The sequence below is a fragment of the Pseudomonas sp. 44 R 15 genome, assembly GCF_900004965.1.
In the GTDB taxonomy this organism is placed as follows: domain Bacteria; phylum Pseudomonadota; class Gammaproteobacteria; order Pseudomonadales; family Pseudomonadaceae; genus Aquipseudomonas; species Aquipseudomonas orientalis_A.
On the sequence record NZ_CVTU01000119.1, the window covers coordinates 24,791 to 41,212 of the forward strand.

Sequence of the window (16,422 nt, forward strand, 5' to 3'; positions counted from 1 at the left end):
ATACCTATGCCCCGATAGCAGGCAGCCAGACAGCGATGTGTAAGCTGACCCACCGCAATCGGGGGCAAGCCCCCTCCCACATGAGTTCCTCGGTGTTTCTGAGGCCTCAGCGCGGCCCCGACACCACCAGCATCTGCCCGGGCTTCAATGCCTGGCCGGTACGCGGGTTCCAGCGCTTGAGGTGTTGCATCTCGACATTGAAGCGCTTGGCGACCATGTACAGCGAGTCGCCTTTCTTGACCTTGTACTGCACCGGCTTTTTCGCGGCGGCTTTGCGCGTGTCCTGCATCACCAGGGTCTGGCCGACCTTGAGCGCCTGGCCGTTGAGCTTGTTCCAACGCTGCAGGTCGTGCACATCGACCTTGTTGGCCTTGGCGATCAGCGTGAGGTTGTCGCCGTTGCGCACTTTGTAGCTGCGGGTACGCCCGGCAACCGTCTTGGTCTCGACTTCGTCGAACACCGGCTTTTTCGGGCGCATGCTCAACAACTCTTCGGGCTTCATCATCGACAGGGTGCTGGTGAGCAGTTGCGCCTTGGAGGTGGGCACCAGCAGATGCTGGGGACCGTCCAGGGTGGTGCGTTGTTTCAGGGCCGGGTTGAGCTGGAACAGCTCGTCTTCATCGATTTCCGCCAGCGCGGCGACCCGGGACAGGTCCATGCTTTGCTTGACTTCAACCACTTCGAAATACGGCGTGTTGGCGATCGGGTTCAGGTTGACGCCATAGGCCTCGGGGGCCAGCACCACCTGGGACAGCGCCAGGAATTTGGGCACGTAGTCCTTGGTTTCCTGGGGCAGGGGCAGGTTCCAGTAGTCTGTCGGCAGGCCAAGCTTCTCGTTGCGCTCGATGGCCCGACTGACCGTACCTTCACCGGCATTGTAGGCCGCCAGGGCCAGCAGCCAGTCACCGTTGAACATGTCATGCAGACGGGTCAGGTAGTCCAGGGCGGCGGTAGTGGAGGCGGTGATATCGCGGCGGCCATCGTAGGCGCGGGTCTGGCGCAGGTTGAAGTAGCGCCCGGTGGAAGGGATGAACTGCCACAGGCCGACCGCATCGCTGCGCGAATAGGCCATTGGGTTGTAGGCACTTTCAATCACCGGCAGCAGCGCCAGTTCCAGCGGCATGTTGCGCTCTTCAAGGCGCTCGACGATGTAATGAATGTAGAGGCTGCCGCGTTCCCCGGCGTTCTCCAGGAAGGACGGGTTGCTGGCGAACCACAGGCGCTGTTGCTCGATGCGCGGGTTGACGCCGACGCCGTCCTGCAATTGAAAGCCCCGACGCATGCGTTCCCAGACATCCTGGGGCACTTCGGGGCTGGGCTTCTCTGAAAGCCAGATAGGTTTTTGCTTGATCTTGGCAGCAAGATTGGGTTTGGGTTGCACGGTGGATTGTGCAGCGTAATGAGTCGATTGGCAGCCCGCCAGAGTTGCGGAAACGGCCACCGCCACGGCTTGAGCCAGGCGGGTCAATGCGTCTGAAGAAATGGATTTACGAATAGATGACGACATTGGCTGGAAGTAAGTTCCGGGCAAAAATGTCGGGCGATTCTAGAAAGCGCTTTGGTTCCGGTCAACCATTCAGAAATTTCGTATCAGATCGCTTCGGCTTAGAACTTATCTTTCCAGGCCCTCAAGCTAGCAAACACCTCGGCCCCAGAGCGGTTGTCGCGTCCATTCCGTTCGTCCGCTTTTTGTTTAACGGATGTTTCAGAGGTGCGCAGGAAAGGGTTAGTGCGTTTTTCAAGCGCCAGGTTGGACGGCAGCGTCATCTCGCCACGCGCCCGCAACTGAGCGACTTGCGCAACCCGCTCAGCGATGTCGGTGTTATGCGGTTCCACGGCTTGGGCAAACTTGAGGTTACTTTGTGTGTATTCGTGGGTGCAGTACACCAGGGTGTCAGCGGGCAGGGCGGCCAGGCGCTCAAGCGAGGTATGCATCTGCTCCGGCGTGCCTTCGAACAGGCGACCGCAACCGGCGGCAAACAGCGTGTCGCCACACAACAACACGCCTTGATGGTAATAAGCGATGTGGCCGAGGGTGTGGCCGGGCACTGCGTATACGGCGAAGTCCAGGCCGAGCACGGTGATGCGGTCGTTGTCCTGCAAGTCGACGTCCCTGGCCGGGATGTTTTCGTTCGCGGGGCCGTAGACCTTGGCGCCGGTGAGTTTTTTGAGTTGCTCGACACCGCCGACATGATCATGGTGATGGTGAGTGACCAGGATGTCGCCGAGTACCCAGGAAGGGTTCTGCTCAAGCCAGGCGATGACCGGCGCGGCGTCACCGGGATCGACCACGGCGCAACGTCGGGTTTGCTCATCCTGTAACAACCAGATGTAGTTATCGGTGAAGGCGGGCAGGGCACTGATCTGTATCATTCTTCGATTCGCCAAGCTGAACACATTGGTGCATCTTAGAACGTCTAGGCGAATTGGAGAATGCAATGACTGATAAAGCGTTCGCCCAGGCCGATCCCGAGTGGCTGGCTCTGATCGGTGCCGCCCGCGAATGGCTGTCCGGGCCGCTGGGGCAATTGCTGCTGGATGAAGAGCGGCGCATGCTCGAAGACGAGCTGGGCCGGTTCTTCGGCGGCTACCTGGTGCATTACGGCCCCTCGGCCGATTCGCCACCGAGCGCCCCGCAGGTACAACGCAATGTACGCCTGGGGGCGCCGTTGCCGGGCGTGGAAATCGTCTGCGAGGAGCAGGCCTGGCCGTTGAGCGAACACGCCGCCGATGTGGTGGTGTTGCAGCACGGCCTGGATTTCTGCCTGTCTCCCCACGGTTTGTTGCGCGAAGCCGCGAGCAGCGTGCGCCCGGGTGGCCATTTGCTGATTATTGGCATCAACCCCTGGAGCAGTTGGGGCCTGCGCCACCTGTTCGCCCATGACGGTTTGCGCCAGGCGCGTTGCATTGCGCCTTCGCGGGTCGGCGACTGGTTGAACCTGCTGGGCTTCGCGCTGGAGAAACGCCGCTTCGGGTGCTATCGTCCGCCGCTTGCGTCCGCCAAGTGGCAGGGCCGCCTCGCTGGCTGGGAACGCCGCGCAGGCGCCTGGCAACTGTCGGGTGGCGGCTTCTATTTATTGGTGGCACGCAAGATCGTGGTCGGCCTGCGCCCGGTGCAGCAAGTGCGCCGCGAACCGCTCGGCAAGCTGGTGCCAATGCCGCTGGCCAAGGTCAACCGCGAACAACGTCAACCGTAAAACCTCATTTTGATTCAGGCCGAATAACCGATGACCGATAGTGTAGAACTCTTCACCGATGGCGCCTGCAAGGGCAACCCCGGCCCCGGCGGCTGGGGCGCATTGCTGGTGTGCAAGGGCGTGGAGAAGGAGTTGTGGGGCGGCGAAGCCAATACCACCAACAACCGCATGGAGCTGATGGGCGCCATTCGCGGCCTCGAAGAGCTCAAGCGGCGCTGCAACGTCCTGCTGGTGACCGACTCGCAGTATGTGATGAAGGGCATCAACGAGTGGATGGTCAACTGGAAGAAGCGCGGTTGGAAAACGGCGTCCAAGGAGCCGGTCAAGAATGCCGACCTGTGGCAATTGCTCGATGAGCAATGCAACCGCCATGACATCACCTGGAAATGGGTGCGCGGGCATATCGGCCATCCAGGCAACGAGCGTGCCGACCAACTGGCCAACCGTGGCGTGGATGAAGTGCGCGGCTACAAGCAGAGCTGATGCCGGCTGACGTGTTAACATCGCGCCCTTTGATCTACACACCGTTGAGAGCTGAACCCTGATGGCCATCCGATCCGTTGTACTCGATACCGAAACCACCGGCATGCCGGTGACCGATGGTCACCGGATCATCGAAATCGGTTGTGTCGAACTGATGGGGCGCCGCCTGACCGGTCGTCACTTCCACGTCTACCTGCAACCGGACCGCGACAGTGACGAAGGCGCGATCGGCGTCCACGGCATCACCGACGAATTCCTCAAGGGCAAGCCGCGCTTTGCCGAAGTGGCCGATGAGTTTTTCGAGTTCATCAACGGCGCCCAACTGATCATCCATAACGCGGCGTTCGACGTCGGCTTCATCAATAATGAATTTGCCCTGATGGGGCAAATGGACCGAGCGGATATTTCCCGGCACTGCTCGATCCTCGACACCTTGATGATGGCCCGCGAGCGTCACCCCGGCCAACGCAACAGCCTTGATGCCTTGTGCAAGCGTTATGGTGTCGACAACTCCGGGCGTGAACTGCACGGCGCCTTGCTCGACTCCGAGATCCTGGCTGACGTTTACCTGACCATGACCGGTGGGCAGACCAGCCTGTCGCTGGCCGGTAATGCAACCGATGGCAGCGGTTCGGCGGAAGGCTCGGGCAATCGCCCCTCGGAGATCCGTCGCCTGCCGGCAGACCGCAGGCCCACGCCTGTCATCCGAGCCAGCGAGCAGGATCTGGCCGAGCACGTCGCGCGGTTGGAAGCGATTGCCAAGGCGGCCGGCGCACCAGCATTGTGGACCCAACTGACGCAACAGTAATCCTGGCACCCTACGATCGTTCCCACGCTCTGCGTGGGAATGCCGCCTTGGACGCTCTGCGTCCGCTCTTGACGGCATCAACAGTTGATCCCCACTGTCTTCGAAATCTTCATTCGCCACATTCGCTTCCAGCCTCTACCCTGAGTGCAAGCCCTCAGGAGTAGGCGCGCTCATGTACAAAGACCTGAAGTTTCCCGTCCTTATCGTGCACCGTGACATCAAGGCCGACACCGTTGCCGGTGACCGGGTTCGAGGCATCGCCAGGGAGTTGGAGCAGGAGGGCTTCAGTATCTTTTCTGCCGTGGACTACGCCGAAGGGCGGTTGGTAGCGTCCACCCACCATGGCCTGGCTTGCATGCTGATCGCGGCGGAAGGCGCCGGGGAAAACACCCACTTGCTGCAAAACATGGTCGAGCTGATCCGCCTGGCGCGGGTGAGGGCGCCCAACCTGCCGATCTTCGCCTTGGGCGAACAAGTCACCCTGGAAAACGCCCCGGCTGACGCCATGAGCGAACTCAACCAGTTGCGCGGCATTCTGTATCTGTTCGAAGACACCGTGCCGTTTCTGGCGCGCCAGGTCGCCCGCGCTGCGCGCACCTACCTCGATGGCCTGCTGCCGCCGTTCTTCAAGGCCCTGGTGCAACACACCGCCGACTCCAATTACTCATGGCATACCCCGGGCCACGGCGGTGGCGTGGCCTATCGCAAAAGCCCGGTGGGGCAGGCGTTTCATCAGTTCTTCGGGGAGAACACCCTGCGCTCGGACCTGTCTGTTTCCGTCCCGGAACTGGGCTCGCTGCTCGATCACACCGGGCCGCTGGCCGAAGCCGAAGCCCGCGCCGCCCGCAACTTTGGGGCCGACCATACGTTCTTCGTGATCAACGGCACCTCCACCGCCAACAAAATTGTCTGGCATTCCATGGTGGGCCGCGACGATCTGGTATTGGTGGACCGCAACTGCCACAAGTCGGTGCTGCATTCGATCATCATGACCGGCGCGATCCCGTTGTACCTGTGCCCGGAGCGCAACGAACTGGGGATCATCGGCCCCATCCCCTTGAGTGAGTTCAGCCCCGAATCGATCCGCGCCAAGATCGACGCCAGCCCGCTGGCCCGGGGCCGCCCGGCGAAGGTCAAGCTGGCGGTGGTGACCAATTCCACCTACGACGGCCTGTGCTACAACGCCGAACTGATCAAGCAGCAATTGGGCAACAGTGTGGAGGTGCTGCACTTCGATGAGGCCTGGTACGCCTATGCGGCGTTCCACGAGTTTTTCGCCGGGCGCTATGGCATGGGCACGTTGCGTACGCCGGACAGCCCCTTGGTGTTCACCACGCACTCCACCCACAAATTGCTGGCGGCCTTCAGTCAGGCATCGATGATCCATGTGCAGGATGGCGGTGCGCGGCAGCTGGACCGCGACCGTTTCAACGAAGCGTTCATGATGCATATCTCCACGTCGCCGCAGTACAGCATCATCGCCTCGCTGGACGTTGCGTCGGCGATGATGGAAGGGCCGGCGGGTCGCTCGCTGTTGCAGGAAATGTTCGACGAGGCCCTGAGTTTCCGCCGTGCACTGGCCAATCTGCGTCAGCATATCGCCGCCGATGATTGGTGGTTTTCCATCTGGCAGCCACCCTCGGTGGCCGGTATCGACCGGGTCGCCACGGCTGACTGGCTGCTGCACCCCCAGGACGACTGGCATGGTTTCGGCGACGTGGCTGAAGATTATGTGTTGCTGGACCCGATCAAGGTCACGCTGGTGATGCCCGGCCTCAACGCCGGTGGCGCCTTGAGCGATTGCGGGATTCCCGCCGCCGTGGTCAGCAAGTTCCTCTGGGAGCGCGGCCTGGTGGTGGAGAAGACCGGGCTGTATTCTTTCCTGGTGTTGTTTTCGATGGGCATCACCAAAGGCAAGTGGAGTACTTTGCTCACCGAGTTGCTGGAGTTCAAGCGCAGCTATGATGGGAATACCAGCCTGGCCAGTTGCCTGCCTTCGGTCTATGCCCAGGGTCCGGTCCGTTATCAAGGCCTGGGGTTGCGCGATCTGTGCAACCAGTTGCACAGTTGCTATCGCAGCAATGCGACAGCCCGGCACCTCAAGCGTATGTACACGGTGTTGCCGCAGATCGCGATGAAGCCGGCCGACGCCTACGATCAGTTGGTCAGGGGGGAAGTGGAAGCCGTTTCCATCGATGCCTTGCCAGGACGCATCGCAGCCGTGATGCTGGTGCCCTATCCGCCGGGCATCCCGTTGATCATGCCGGGCGAGCGCTTTACCGAGTCAACGCGTTCGATCGTCGATTACCTGGCGTTCGCCCGCACGTTCGATAGCAGTTTCCCCGGCTTTGTCGCTGATGTGCATGGGCTGCAACATGAAGATGACGGCAGTGGTCGTTGTTACACCGTCGACTGCATCAAAGGTTAAGGAACGTTATGCAAGCTGTCATGAACCCGAAGTATCCAGGGCTCAGTGTGCGCGTCGCCGATGAAGGCTTCGACGCTTATGTATGGGGCAATGACTTCAGTTTCGAGGTCAGTGCCTATGGTGTGCCGCAGATGGACAAGCGCGTCGATCAGTGGCCGCTGGAGCGCATCCTGCCGTACCGCAAGTGCTACGGCATCGACCCGGAAGAATTCGCCAGCTTTCGCAACGCGCCCGACAGCGCGATCTTCATGGCCTATCTGGATGATCGCGCCGTCGGGCACGTCGTGGTCAGTACCAACTGGAACGGCTTCGCCCACGTTGACGAGCTGGCGGTGGCGCTGCCTGCACGGCGTCACGGCGTCGCCAAGGCGCTGTTGGATGTGGCGCAGTTCTGGGCACGCAAGAAAAACCTGCCGGGCATGATGCTTGAAACCCAGAACAACAACCTTGGTGCCTGTCGCCTGTATGAGCGTAGCGGGTATGTCATGGGGGGCATCGATCAACTGCGCTATCGCGGGATCGACCCGCAAACCCGTGAAGTGGCGATTTTCTGGTATCGGCTGTTCAAGACTGAAGTCAGCTCGATCTGAGGCGGCGTCTACGCGGGTTTCATGTCGTTGGACAGCAGGTTTTCGGCCTTCTCGGTTACGATCTCCAGCAATGCGCTCAGGGCCGGTGACGGGGCTGCGCCGTGCAGGGTCAGTGCATACAGGTTGACACTGATCGGTGGTGAAATCGGGCACACATCCAGCCCCGCGTCCCGTGCACCGAAGGCGGTGAACGGATCGACCACCGCCAGGCCTTCGCCTGCCTCGACCATGCTGCGCATCATCTGGTACGTCTGCACCCGCGTTTGCACCACCGGCAGCGGGCGCAGGGCTTGCAGTTTGGCGTCCAGCAGGCGGCTCAACGGGTCCTGGCCCTCCAGGCCAATCATCGACTGCCCCGCCAGATCCTGCAGCGCGATGTACTTCTGCCTGGGTTTGAGCCAGCCATGGGGGGCGAGCAATTGCAGTTTGCCCTGGGCCAGTACGCTGCCTTGAATGTGCGGGTGCTCCGGATCGTGCAGGCTCAGGCCCACATCGGTTTCATGCAGCAACAGGCTGCGCACGATTTCCCGGGTCGGCTGGCTCGACAGGTTGCACGGCGTGTCCTGGAAGCGTCGGCGCAGCAGGGCGATGCTCTGTGGCAACAACTGGTTTGCCAGCGGCGGGGTGCACAGCACACGCAAGGTCGGCGCGTGATGGTGTTTCAAGCGGCTGGCCAGGCGCTGCAGCGGCTCAAGCGCGTCGTAGAGGGGCGCGATCTGCGTCTGCAACTCCAGGGTTTCACGGGTGGCTTGCAGGCGCCCGCGGACACTGGCAAACAGCATGAAGCCCAGTTGCAGCTCGGCATCCCTGAGGGTGGCGTCTACCTCGCCCACGGGCAGTTGCAGCCACTCGGCGGCCGTGCCGAGGTGCCCGGTCTGCAAGATGGCCTGAATCACTTCGATATGACGTAAACGCATGGCCGGAGTCTATGTGCAGCGCGTTGGGGATTCAATGGCGCAGGCCTTTGTGCGCAAAAAAGACTGCGAGCGTCGCCCCGGTCTATGGCGTTGCGCCACGACCCTACTAGAATGCGGTGTCTGATCAGCAACGACCAATGCCGGTGACCCGGTACTTACAACAAAAACAGGTCTGGTCTCAAATGCCTCTACCCTCGACGCTCTTCGGGGTAACGGCCAAGCAACTCCTGGTCCTGGTGACCGTGGGGTGCATGGCGGCTTACTTCTTCAATAATCACGCCGAATACGCACCGGAGGACCTCGCACTTGAAGCGTTTATTCGCTCCCAGGAACAGGTCGGCGAGCAGGTGGGCGCCGTGCTGGGTATCACGTTGATCAGGCAGGTGCAGGCCTATCCCGCTTACGACCGGCCGGGCTACACGCGCTCGATGTATGCGGTTGAGGGGGAGAGGGGGCAGGTGGTGGTAACGCTCAAGCAAGGTGAGCAGGGCATTGAGGTGACGCAAATCCATAGCCCGTAGCTTCCCCGGCCCAGTCGCCTGGACCGGGCAGGAGGTCAGGGCCTAGTCTTATGAGGCGAGGGTGGTCTTCGATTCGCGTACGAGGATGGTGCCCGACTGAACCAATCGGAACTCATCACCCTCCAGCTTCTCCATCCGGTCGCCAATGGCCAGCTTGTAGGTGGTGGTAGGCGCCGAGCCAGCCAGGTCGCCGTGCGCCGGGTTGGATTCCTGGAACTCATGCACCGAATACACGCGGCCTTCCGCGTCTCTGGCATGAAACTGTCCGACTAGTACTGCTGCCATCTGTTTAGAACCTCTGGAGATAAACACTCGATTTGCGGTTCTGTAGACCGTCAGGGAGCGGGGTAGTTTACCTATAAGAAAAAAATACTATTCGTTTAACGTTTCAGATATTTCCCACACATGGGATTGCGCATCAACGTGTGCGGCATTCTCAAAACCCGCTGGTGCACGCGCGATGAAATCTTTATAACTACAGGCTCCTTTAGTCAGACGTCGGGAAACCTCAATGAGCAAGGTCTACACGATTGCCGTCCTGGTTGGCAGCTTGAGAAAAGACTCGATCAACCGCAAAGTCGCCTTGGCACTGGCCGAGCTGGCGCCGGCCAACCTGAAGCTGAACATTGTTGAAATTGGCGATTTGCCGCTCTACAACGAGGACATAGACGGGCCAGGCGCGCCGCAAGCCTACAGCACTTTCCGTCAACAGGTGAGTTCATCCGACGCGGTGTTGTTCGTGACGCCCGAATACAACCGTTCCGTGCCGGCGCCGTTGAAGAATGCCATCGATGTCGGGTCCCGTCCGTATGGGCAGAGTGCCTGGAGCGGCAAGCCCGGCGCGATCATCAGCGTATCGCCAGGCGCCATTGGTGGCTTTGGTGCCAACCATCACCTGCGCCAGTCCCTGGTGTTTCTTGATGTGTGGTGCATGCAACAGCCTGAAGCCTACCTGGGCGGAGCGGGCAGCGTGTTCGATGAGGCCGGCAAGCTGTCGGAAAAGACCCGGCCGTTCCTGCAGGCGTTTATCGATGCCTTCGGCAAATGGGTCGAAAAACAACAGGGCTGAATCGGACCATGAGTCCGGGTGCGGGAGGGGTTTGCCCCTCCCGCCGTTGGATCAGCGCAGCCAGTTGGTGCGCGCCAGCTCGATCACTTCATCGCCACGCCCGCTCATTACCGCCTTGAGCATATACAGGCTGAACCCCTTGGCCTGTTCGAGTTTGATCGTCGGCGGCATCACCAACTCCTGGGTGGCCGTCACTACATCCACCAGCACCGGGCCGTTGTGGGCCAGCGCTTGGCGCAGGGCCGGCTCCAGGTCTTCGGATTGCTCCACGCGAATCCCCAGGATTCCCATGGCATTGGACATGGCCGCGAAATCCGGGTTTTTCAGCTCGGTGCCCGTGTCCAGGTAGCCTGCGGCCTTCATCTCCATGGCGACGAAACCCAGTGATGCGTTATTGAACACGATCACTTTGACGGGCAGGTTCAATTGCGCCAGCGAAATGAAGTCCCCCATCAACATGGTGAAACCGCCGTCACCCGACATCGAGATGACCTGCCGACCCGGGAACGCCGCCTGCGCGCCGATGGCCTGGGGCATGGCGTTGGCCATGGAGCCGTGGTTGAACGAGCCGATCAGGCGGCGCTTGCCGTTCATCTTCAGGTAGCGCGCGGCCCATACGGTCGGTGAACCGACATCGGCGGTGAAAATCGCATCATCATCGGCCAGCTCGCTGAGCAGGCGTGCTACGTATTGAGGGTGGATCGGTCGATCCGCCTTGGACGGTTGCGCCAGGTCATCCAGGCCCTGGCGCGCTTTCTCGTAATGCTTGAGGGAGGTTTCGAGGAAGCTGCGATCGGTCTTGCGGGTCAGGCGCGGCAACAGCGCGCCGATGGTTTCACTGACATCGGCGGCGATGCCCAGGTCCAGGGTCGCGCGTCGGCCCAGGGCCTGGGGGTCACGGTCAACCTGGATAATTCTGGCGTCGGTCGGATAGAACTGACGGTAAGGAAAGTCGGTGCCGAGCATGATCAGCGTGTCGCAGTCGAGCATCGCGTGGTAGCCGGAGCTGAAACCGATCAGGCCGGTCATGCCCACATCGAATGGGTTATCCCATTCCACATGCTCCTTGCCGCGAAGCGCATGCACCACCGGCGCGCCGAGGGCGTCGGCCAACGCCACTACCTGGTCATGGGCACCGGCGCAACCGCTGCCGCACAGCAGTGTGACTTTCTCGCTGCTCTGGAGCATATCGCTCAAGCGCTGCAAGTCGGCCTCGGCCGGCAATGTGCGCGGTGCATGCAGCGCCGGCCATGGCTTGAGCTTGTCTTCTACCTCCAGCAACGACACGTCTCCCGGAATCACCACCACCGCCACGCCTCGATTGAGAATCGCCGAACGCATGGCGCGATGCAGCACCTGGGGCATCTGCTCGGGGTTGCTCACCAGCTCGATAAAATGGCTGCATTCCTTGAACAGTTCCTGGGGATGGGTTTCCTGAAAATAATTCAGGCCGATCTCCGAGGACGGAATCTGCGCAGCAATCGCCAGTACCGGCACATGGTTGCGATGGCAGTCGAACAGACCATTGATCAAATGCAGGTTGCCCGGCCCGCAACTGCCGGCACACACGGTCAGCTCCCCGGTGGCGGAGGCCTCGGCGCCGGCGGCGAACGCGGCCACTTCTTCGTGGCGCACATGCATCCACTCGATGCTGTCCATGCTGCGCAGGGCGTCGGTGAGCCCATTGAGACTATCGCCGGTCAGGCCCCAGATGCGCTTGATACCCGCCTGTTCAAGGGTGGTCGCCAACTGCTGGGCCAGGTTGATTTTCGCCATGAAGCACTCCAATCGTCAGTGAGGTTGAAAAACTGCTGATCAGTAGGGGACAGTTCAATCACGGCGAATGCTCCGCGTTTAATGTGAAGATTGCGTCATGCTCGCGCGGTACTGCCGCGTACGCCGGGCCGTAAACCACTGGTCACACACCAGCGCCAGCCACGGAGCGGCCTTGGCGTTGGGCAGGCGCCCGCGGCTCAGGCGGCGCATCTGGTCGCGCACCAGGGCAAGGGTGGCGAGGGCGGCCAAGGGTTTGCGTTTCCAGTCGATGGGTTTGAGCTGCGGGTTGAGGTCGCGGCCCTCGCGCCAGTGTTTGATCAGTTGCGGCTCCAGGGTCAGGGCGGTGGCGATGCCGGCCATGGCAATGCCGCTGTCGAGCACGTGTTGCACGACGGGCAGGCGGCGAATACCGCCGGTGACCATCAACGGCATCCTGGCGATCGTGGCCAGTTCCTTGGCGAACTCCAGGAAGTACGCCTCACGGGCCAGGGTACGGCCGTCCCGTGCTTCGCCTTGCATGGCCGGCGCTTCGTAGCTGCCGCCGGACAATTCCAGCAGGTCGATGGGCAGCGGGTTGAGCAGTTCGACCACGGCACGTGCGTCGGCGGCATCGAAACCGCCGCGTTGGAAGTCGGCGGAGTTGAGTTTTACCGCCACGCAAAAGGATGGGCTGACGCTGGCGCGCACGGCGTGGATCACCTCGAGCAGCAGGCGTGCGCGGTTCTCCAGTGAACCGCCCCAGCGGTCGGTGCGATGGTTGCTCAAGGGTGAGAGAAACTGACTCAGCAGGTAACCGTGGGCACCGTGGATCTGTACCCCGGTGAACCCGGCTTTCTCGGCCAGGCGGGCGCTGGTGGCGAAGCGTTGGATCACGTCCTGGATGTCGTCTTCGGTCATGGCCCTGGGCGTGGCGAACATCCTGGAAAAGCTGCCCAGGTCCAGCGCGATGGCAGACGGCGCCAGTGCCTGTTGGCCCAGGTTGGCCATGGTCTGGCGCCCCGGATGGCTGAGCTGCACCCAGAAGTGCACGCCCTTGGCCCGCGCTACATCGGCCCATTCGCGGAAGCTGTCCAGGTGTTGCTCGTTTTCCAGCGCAACGCCACCGGGGCCGGTCATGGCGCGGCGGTCGATCATGACGTTGCCGGTGAGCAGCAGGCCGGGTTCACCCTCGGCCCAGGTCTTGTACAACTGCTTCAATTCGCGGGAGGGTGCCTGATTCAGATCAGCCATGTTTTCTTCCATCGCCGCCTTGGCGATGCGGTTGGAAATAACCTGGCCGTTGGGCAGTTGCAAAGCTTCAAAAGGTGACATGCGTTGACTCCTGAGCGGGGGAGGCCTCAGGCTAAGCTTAAAGTTAACTTTAATGTCAAGCGGACGTTTCGATGAATATCGGTGAACTGGCAAAACAGAGCGGGTTGGCGGCGTCACGCATCCGCTTTTATGAGGCTGAGGGGTTGATCAGTCAGGTCGGACGCCAGGCCAATGGTTATCGGCGCTATGCCCCTGAGGCGCTGCAGACGCTGCAATTGATCCAGAGTGCGCAGCAGGCCGGCTTTACCTTGCAGGAACTCAAAGCGTTGATGCCCGCGCCGGGGGAGCACAAGCGTGATGAGTTGATCGAGGCATTGGAGCGCAAGGTGGCTCAGATCGAGGTGATGCAGGCGCAGTTGGCTCACAACAAGGCGCAATTATTGGGCGTGATCGAGGCGGTACGGGCGCAGCCGGAAGGCGTGCCTTGCTCCATGGGGCAGAAGCAGGTGCTGGCCTCGATCAAGCTGCCATCCTTGTAGGAGCGAGCTTGCTCGCGAAAAACTCACAGGCGCCGCGTTCATTCAGGACGCACGCGTTATCGTTGAGGTTTTTCGCGAGCAAGCTCGCTCCTACAGTTGGGACTCAGCGGCGGCGGAACAGCGGTAGCGGCTCGTCCGTTGCCGCCTGGTAGGTCACCGAAAAGTCCTTGAGGCTTTCCAGCGCTTCGTACGGGTCTTTGTCGGCGCGCAAGGCGAAGGCATCGAACCCGCAACGGCGCAGGTAGAACAACTGGTCGCGCAGCACATCGCCAATCGCGCGCAATTCGCCTTTGTACCCATAACGTTCACGCAGCAGGCGTGCGTTGGAGTAGTTGCGCCCGTCGGTGAAGGCCGGGAAGTTCAGGGCGATGACCTGGAAATGCTCGACGTCTTCACCGATTTCTTCGGCTTCTTCATCGGCATCCAGCCACACGCCCAGGCCGCCGTCGCGGGCCTTGAGGGCGTGGCCGTGTTCGCGCCACAGGGCCAACGGCACGATCAGGTCGTCGCAGTTGGAGATGCCGTCGAAGCTCGCGTCCTTGGGCAGCAGGTGCCAGGTTTCGTCGAGGACTTCGTTGTTCTTAATGATTCGCTGCATAGACGCGCTCCTTGAACAGGTCGATGCCGATGCGCTGGTAGGTGTCGATGAAACGCTCATCTTCGGTGCGCTGTTCGATGTAGACGTCGATCAGCTTGCCGATCACCTCGGGCATGGCTTCCTGGGCGAAGGATGGGCCGAGGATCTTGCCCAGGCTCGCATCGCGGCTGGCGCTGCCACCCAGGGACACTTGGTAGAATTCTTCGCCTTTCTTGTCCACGCCCAGGATGCCGATGTGGCCGACGTGGTGGTGACCACAGGCGTTCATGCAACCGGAAATGTTCAGGTCCAGCTCGCCGATGTCGAACAGGTAGTCCAGGTCGTCGAAACGGCGCTGGATCGATTCGGCAATCGGGATCGACTTGGCGTTGGCCAGGGAGCAGAAATCGCCGCCCGGGCAGCAGATGATATCGGTCAACAGGCCGATGTTCGGCGTGGCAAAACCACCTTCGCGCAGCTCGCCCCACAGGGTGAACAGCTGGCTCTGCTCGACATCCGCAAGAATGATGTTCTGCTCGTGGGACGTGCGCAGTTGGCCGAAGCTGTAGCGCTCGGCCAGGTCGGCGACGGCATCCAACTGCTTGTCGGTGATATCGCCAGGGGCCACACCGGTGGGCTTGAGCGACAGGGTCACCGCCACATAGCCCGGCTTCTTGTGCGCCAGGGTGTTGCGCGTACGCCAGCGGGCAAAGCCCGGATGCTGTTGGTCGAGTGCCGCCAGCTCGGCGTCCTGGTTGGCCAAAGCCTTGTACTCAGGGTCGACGAAGTGCTTGGCGACGCGATGCACTTCGGCTTCGGTCAGGGTGGTCTGGCCGCCGCGCAGGTGTTCCATCTCGGCGTCGACCTTCTGGGCGAATACCTCAGGGGTCAGCGCCTTGACCAGGATCTTGATCCGGGCCTTGTATTTGTTGTCACGACGACCATAGCGGTTGTAGACCCGCAGGATGGCATCGAGGTAGCTCAACAGGTCCTGCCACGGCAGGAACTCGTTGATGAACGCACCGACCACCGGCGTACGGCCCAGGCCACCGCCGACCAGCACGCGGAAACCCAGCTCGCCGGCAGCGTTGTGCACCGGCTCAAGGCCGATATCGTGCACTTCGATGGCGGCGCGGTCCGAGGTCGAGCCATTGATGGCGATCTTGAACTTGCGCGGCAGGTAGGCGAATTCCGGGTGGAAGGTGGTCCACTGGCGGACGATTTCGCACCAGGGCCGTGGGTCGATCAACTCGTCGGCGGCGACGCCGGCAAACTGGTCGGTGGTCACGTTGCGCAGGCAGTTACCGCTGGTCTGAATGGCGTGCATCTGCACGGTGGCCAGTTCAGCCAGGATGTCCGGCACGTCTTCCAGGGCCGGCCAGTTGAACTGCACGTTCTGGCGGGTACTGATGTGGGCATAGCCTTTGTCGAAGTCGCGGGCAATTTTGGCCATCATCCGCGCCTGGCGCGAAGTCAGTTGGCCATAGGGCACGGCCACCCGTAGCATCGGCGCAAAGCGCTGAACATAAAGGCCATTTTGCAGGCGCAGAGGGCGGAACTCTTCTTCGCTCAGTTCACCTGCTAAGTAGCGTCGGGTCTGATCACGGAACTGCTTGACGCGGTCCTCGATGATGCGCTGATCGTATTCGTCGTATACGTACATATAGGTCCTGTTCTCGGCAAATCTGCGCGCACGGCCGCGCACTCCCAACGGAGCCGGCGCACGATACCAGTTTGCGTATATGCGCAAAAGTGATGTTTGGGTATATGTAAATAACCAAACTGACTAATGAGAACCGTTATCACGATACCCACATTTGTCATGCGGGCAATCATGATCTTTACTGTCGTTGAGCCGTGATGCAATCACCTATAAAACCGACAAGAGGCGATGCGATGAGCAATTCCACCAAAGTGCGTAAACCTGACAGTACCGTGGATGCGTGGGCGATTTTGTTCCTGATCATCCTGGTGGTCGGAACCGCCGTGTTCTGGGTCAGCCACCAGTGAACAGGGGGCGTTGACCGCGCTGCACGTGGCCGCTGCATCACACCCCGGCGAAGTGCAGCACCAGCTTGACGATACCGAACAAGGTCAAGGCAAATACCAGCGTGAACAGAATGCCCAGCCCTACAAAATGGCTGGGCTTGCCGTGGGTGAAATCGCGGGCGCGGTTCTTGCCGCTCTGCACACCGAACGCCGCCGCGACCACGCTGTGCAGCATCTGCCAGAAGGTGGGTGGTTTGTTATCGATGGGATCGTCCAT

At 61.2% G+C, this 16,422-nt stretch carries 17 protein-coding genes; 8 read left to right on the forward strand and 9 right to left on the reverse strand.

Annotation, left to right across the window (positions count from 1 at the left end):
• Positions 1 to 106: 106 nt before the first annotated feature.
• Positions 107 to 1,507, reverse strand: a complete 1,401-nt coding sequence (locus BFP93_RS25370; RefSeq protein WP_065895368.1) for a transglycosylase SLT domain-containing protein — start codon at positions 1,505 to 1,507, stop codon at positions 107 to 109.
• A gap of 98 nt (positions 1,508 to 1,605) precedes the next feature.
• On the reverse strand, positions 1,606 to 2,373 hold the full coding sequence (gloB, locus tag BFP93_RS25375; protein ID WP_065895370.1) for a hydroxyacylglutathione hydrolase: 768 nt from the start codon (positions 2,371 to 2,373) through the stop codon (positions 1,606 to 1,608).
• 65 nt (positions 2,374 to 2,438) lie between these two features.
• Between gloB and BFP93_RS25380 the strand changes: the two genes are divergently transcribed.
• The 5 genes from BFP93_RS25380 to BFP93_RS25400 all read left to right on the forward strand — a co-directional run bounded on the left by BFP93_RS25380 (position 2,439) and on the right by BFP93_RS25400 (position 7,506).
• Positions 2,439 to 3,197: a class I SAM-dependent methyltransferase gene (locus BFP93_RS25380; protein ID WP_065885249.1), complete on the forward strand. Its 759-nt coding sequence runs from the start codon at positions 2,439 to 2,441 to the stop codon at positions 3,195 to 3,197.
• Positions 3,198 to 3,227: 30 nt separating this feature from the next.
• Positions 3,228 to 3,680: a ribonuclease HI gene (rnhA, locus tag BFP93_RS25385; protein WP_057725161.1), complete on the forward strand. Its 453-nt coding sequence runs from the start codon at positions 3,228 to 3,230 to the stop codon at positions 3,678 to 3,680.
• 67 nt (positions 3,681 to 3,747) lie between these two features.
• Positions 3,748 to 4,488 carry a DNA polymerase III subunit epsilon gene (gene dnaQ / locus BFP93_RS25390; protein ID WP_163001637.1) on the forward strand — a complete coding sequence of 247 codons (741 nt, stop codon included), beginning with the start codon at positions 3,748 to 3,750 and terminating at the stop codon, positions 4,486 to 4,488.
• 172 nt (positions 4,489 to 4,660) lie between these two features.
• Complete coding sequence (locus tag BFP93_RS25395) at positions 4,661 to 6,916, forward strand: Orn/Lys/Arg family decarboxylase (RefSeq protein ID WP_065895373.1); 2,256 nt, start codon at positions 4,661 to 4,663, stop codon at positions 6,914 to 6,916.
• 8 nt (positions 6,917 to 6,924) lie between these two features.
• Positions 6,925 to 7,506: a GNAT family N-acetyltransferase gene (locus BFP93_RS25400; protein WP_065885252.1), complete on the forward strand. Its 582-nt coding sequence runs from the start codon at positions 6,925 to 6,927 to the stop codon at positions 7,504 to 7,506.
• 8 nt (positions 7,507 to 7,514) lie between these two features.
• On the opposite strand, the gene BFP93_RS25405 is transcribed toward BFP93_RS25400, so the two are convergent.
• Positions 7,515 to 8,423, reverse strand: a complete 909-nt coding sequence (locus BFP93_RS25405; RefSeq protein WP_065895374.1) for a LysR substrate-binding domain-containing protein — start codon at positions 8,421 to 8,423, stop codon at positions 7,515 to 7,517.
• Positions 8,424 to 8,605: 182 nt separating this feature from the next.
• On the opposite strand from BFP93_RS25405, the gene BFP93_RS25410 reads away from it, so the two are divergent.
• Complete coding sequence (locus BFP93_RS25410; protein ID WP_065895440.1) at positions 8,606 to 8,944, forward strand: hypothetical protein; 339 nt, start codon at positions 8,606 to 8,608, stop codon at positions 8,942 to 8,944.
• A 48-nt stretch (positions 8,945 to 8,992) separates the two neighbouring features.
• On the opposite strand, the gene BFP93_RS25415 is transcribed toward BFP93_RS25410, so the two are convergent.
• A complete protein-coding gene (locus BFP93_RS25415) occupies positions 8,993 to 9,229 on the reverse strand; it encodes a hypothetical protein (protein WP_065885254.1) in 237 nt (78 codons plus the stop codon).
• 226 nt (positions 9,230 to 9,455) lie between these two features.
• On the opposite strand from BFP93_RS25415, the gene BFP93_RS25420 reads away from it, so the two are divergent.
• The gene (locus tag BFP93_RS25420) at positions 9,456 to 10,013 is read left to right on the forward strand and encodes an NADPH-dependent FMN reductase (RefSeq protein WP_065885255.1); all 558 of its coding nucleotides are present in this window, start codon (positions 9,456 to 9,458) and stop codon (positions 10,011 to 10,013) included.
• Between the two features lie 51 nt (positions 10,014 to 10,064).
• Here the strand turns inward: BFP93_RS25420 and poxB are convergent, their stop codons facing one another.
• Entirely contained in the window at positions 10,065 to 11,789 is a 1,725-nt protein-coding gene (poxB, locus tag BFP93_RS25425) for a ubiquinone-dependent pyruvate dehydrogenase (RefSeq protein WP_065895375.1), read from the reverse strand.
• A 78-nt stretch (positions 11,790 to 11,867) separates the two neighbouring features.
• Entirely contained in the window at positions 11,868 to 13,100 is a 1,233-nt protein-coding gene (locus tag BFP93_RS25430; protein WP_065895376.1) for an NADH:flavin oxidoreductase/NADH oxidase family protein, read from the reverse strand.
• Positions 13,101 to 13,171: 71 nt separating this feature from the next.
• On the opposite strand from BFP93_RS25430, the gene BFP93_RS25435 reads away from it, so the two are divergent.
• Positions 13,172 to 13,579: a MerR family transcriptional regulator gene (locus tag BFP93_RS25435; RefSeq protein WP_065895377.1), complete on the forward strand. Its 408-nt coding sequence runs from the start codon at positions 13,172 to 13,174 to the stop codon at positions 13,577 to 13,579.
• A 103-nt stretch (positions 13,580 to 13,682) separates the two neighbouring features.
• Here the strand turns inward: BFP93_RS25435 and BFP93_RS25440 are convergent, their stop codons facing one another.
• The 3 genes from BFP93_RS25440 to BFP93_RS25450 all read right to left on the reverse strand — a co-directional run bounded on the left by BFP93_RS25440 (position 13,683) and on the right by BFP93_RS25450 (position 16,422).
• Complete coding sequence (locus BFP93_RS25440) at positions 13,683 to 14,177, reverse strand: DUF934 domain-containing protein (protein ID WP_065885257.1); 495 nt, start codon at positions 14,175 to 14,177, stop codon at positions 13,683 to 13,685.
• Positions 14,161 to 15,819 carry a nitrite/sulfite reductase gene (locus BFP93_RS25445; RefSeq protein WP_046072328.1) on the reverse strand — a complete coding sequence of 553 codons (1,659 nt, stop codon included), beginning with the start codon at positions 15,817 to 15,819 and terminating at the stop codon, positions 14,161 to 14,163. Before BFP93_RS25445 ends, BFP93_RS25440 begins: the two co-directional genes overlap by 17 nt.
• A gap of 384 nt (positions 15,820 to 16,203) precedes the next feature.
• Positions 16,204 to 16,422 carry a DUF2970 domain-containing protein gene (locus tag BFP93_RS25450; RefSeq protein WP_065885258.1) on the reverse strand — a complete coding sequence of 73 codons (219 nt, stop codon included), beginning with the start codon at positions 16,420 to 16,422 and terminating at the stop codon, positions 16,204 to 16,206.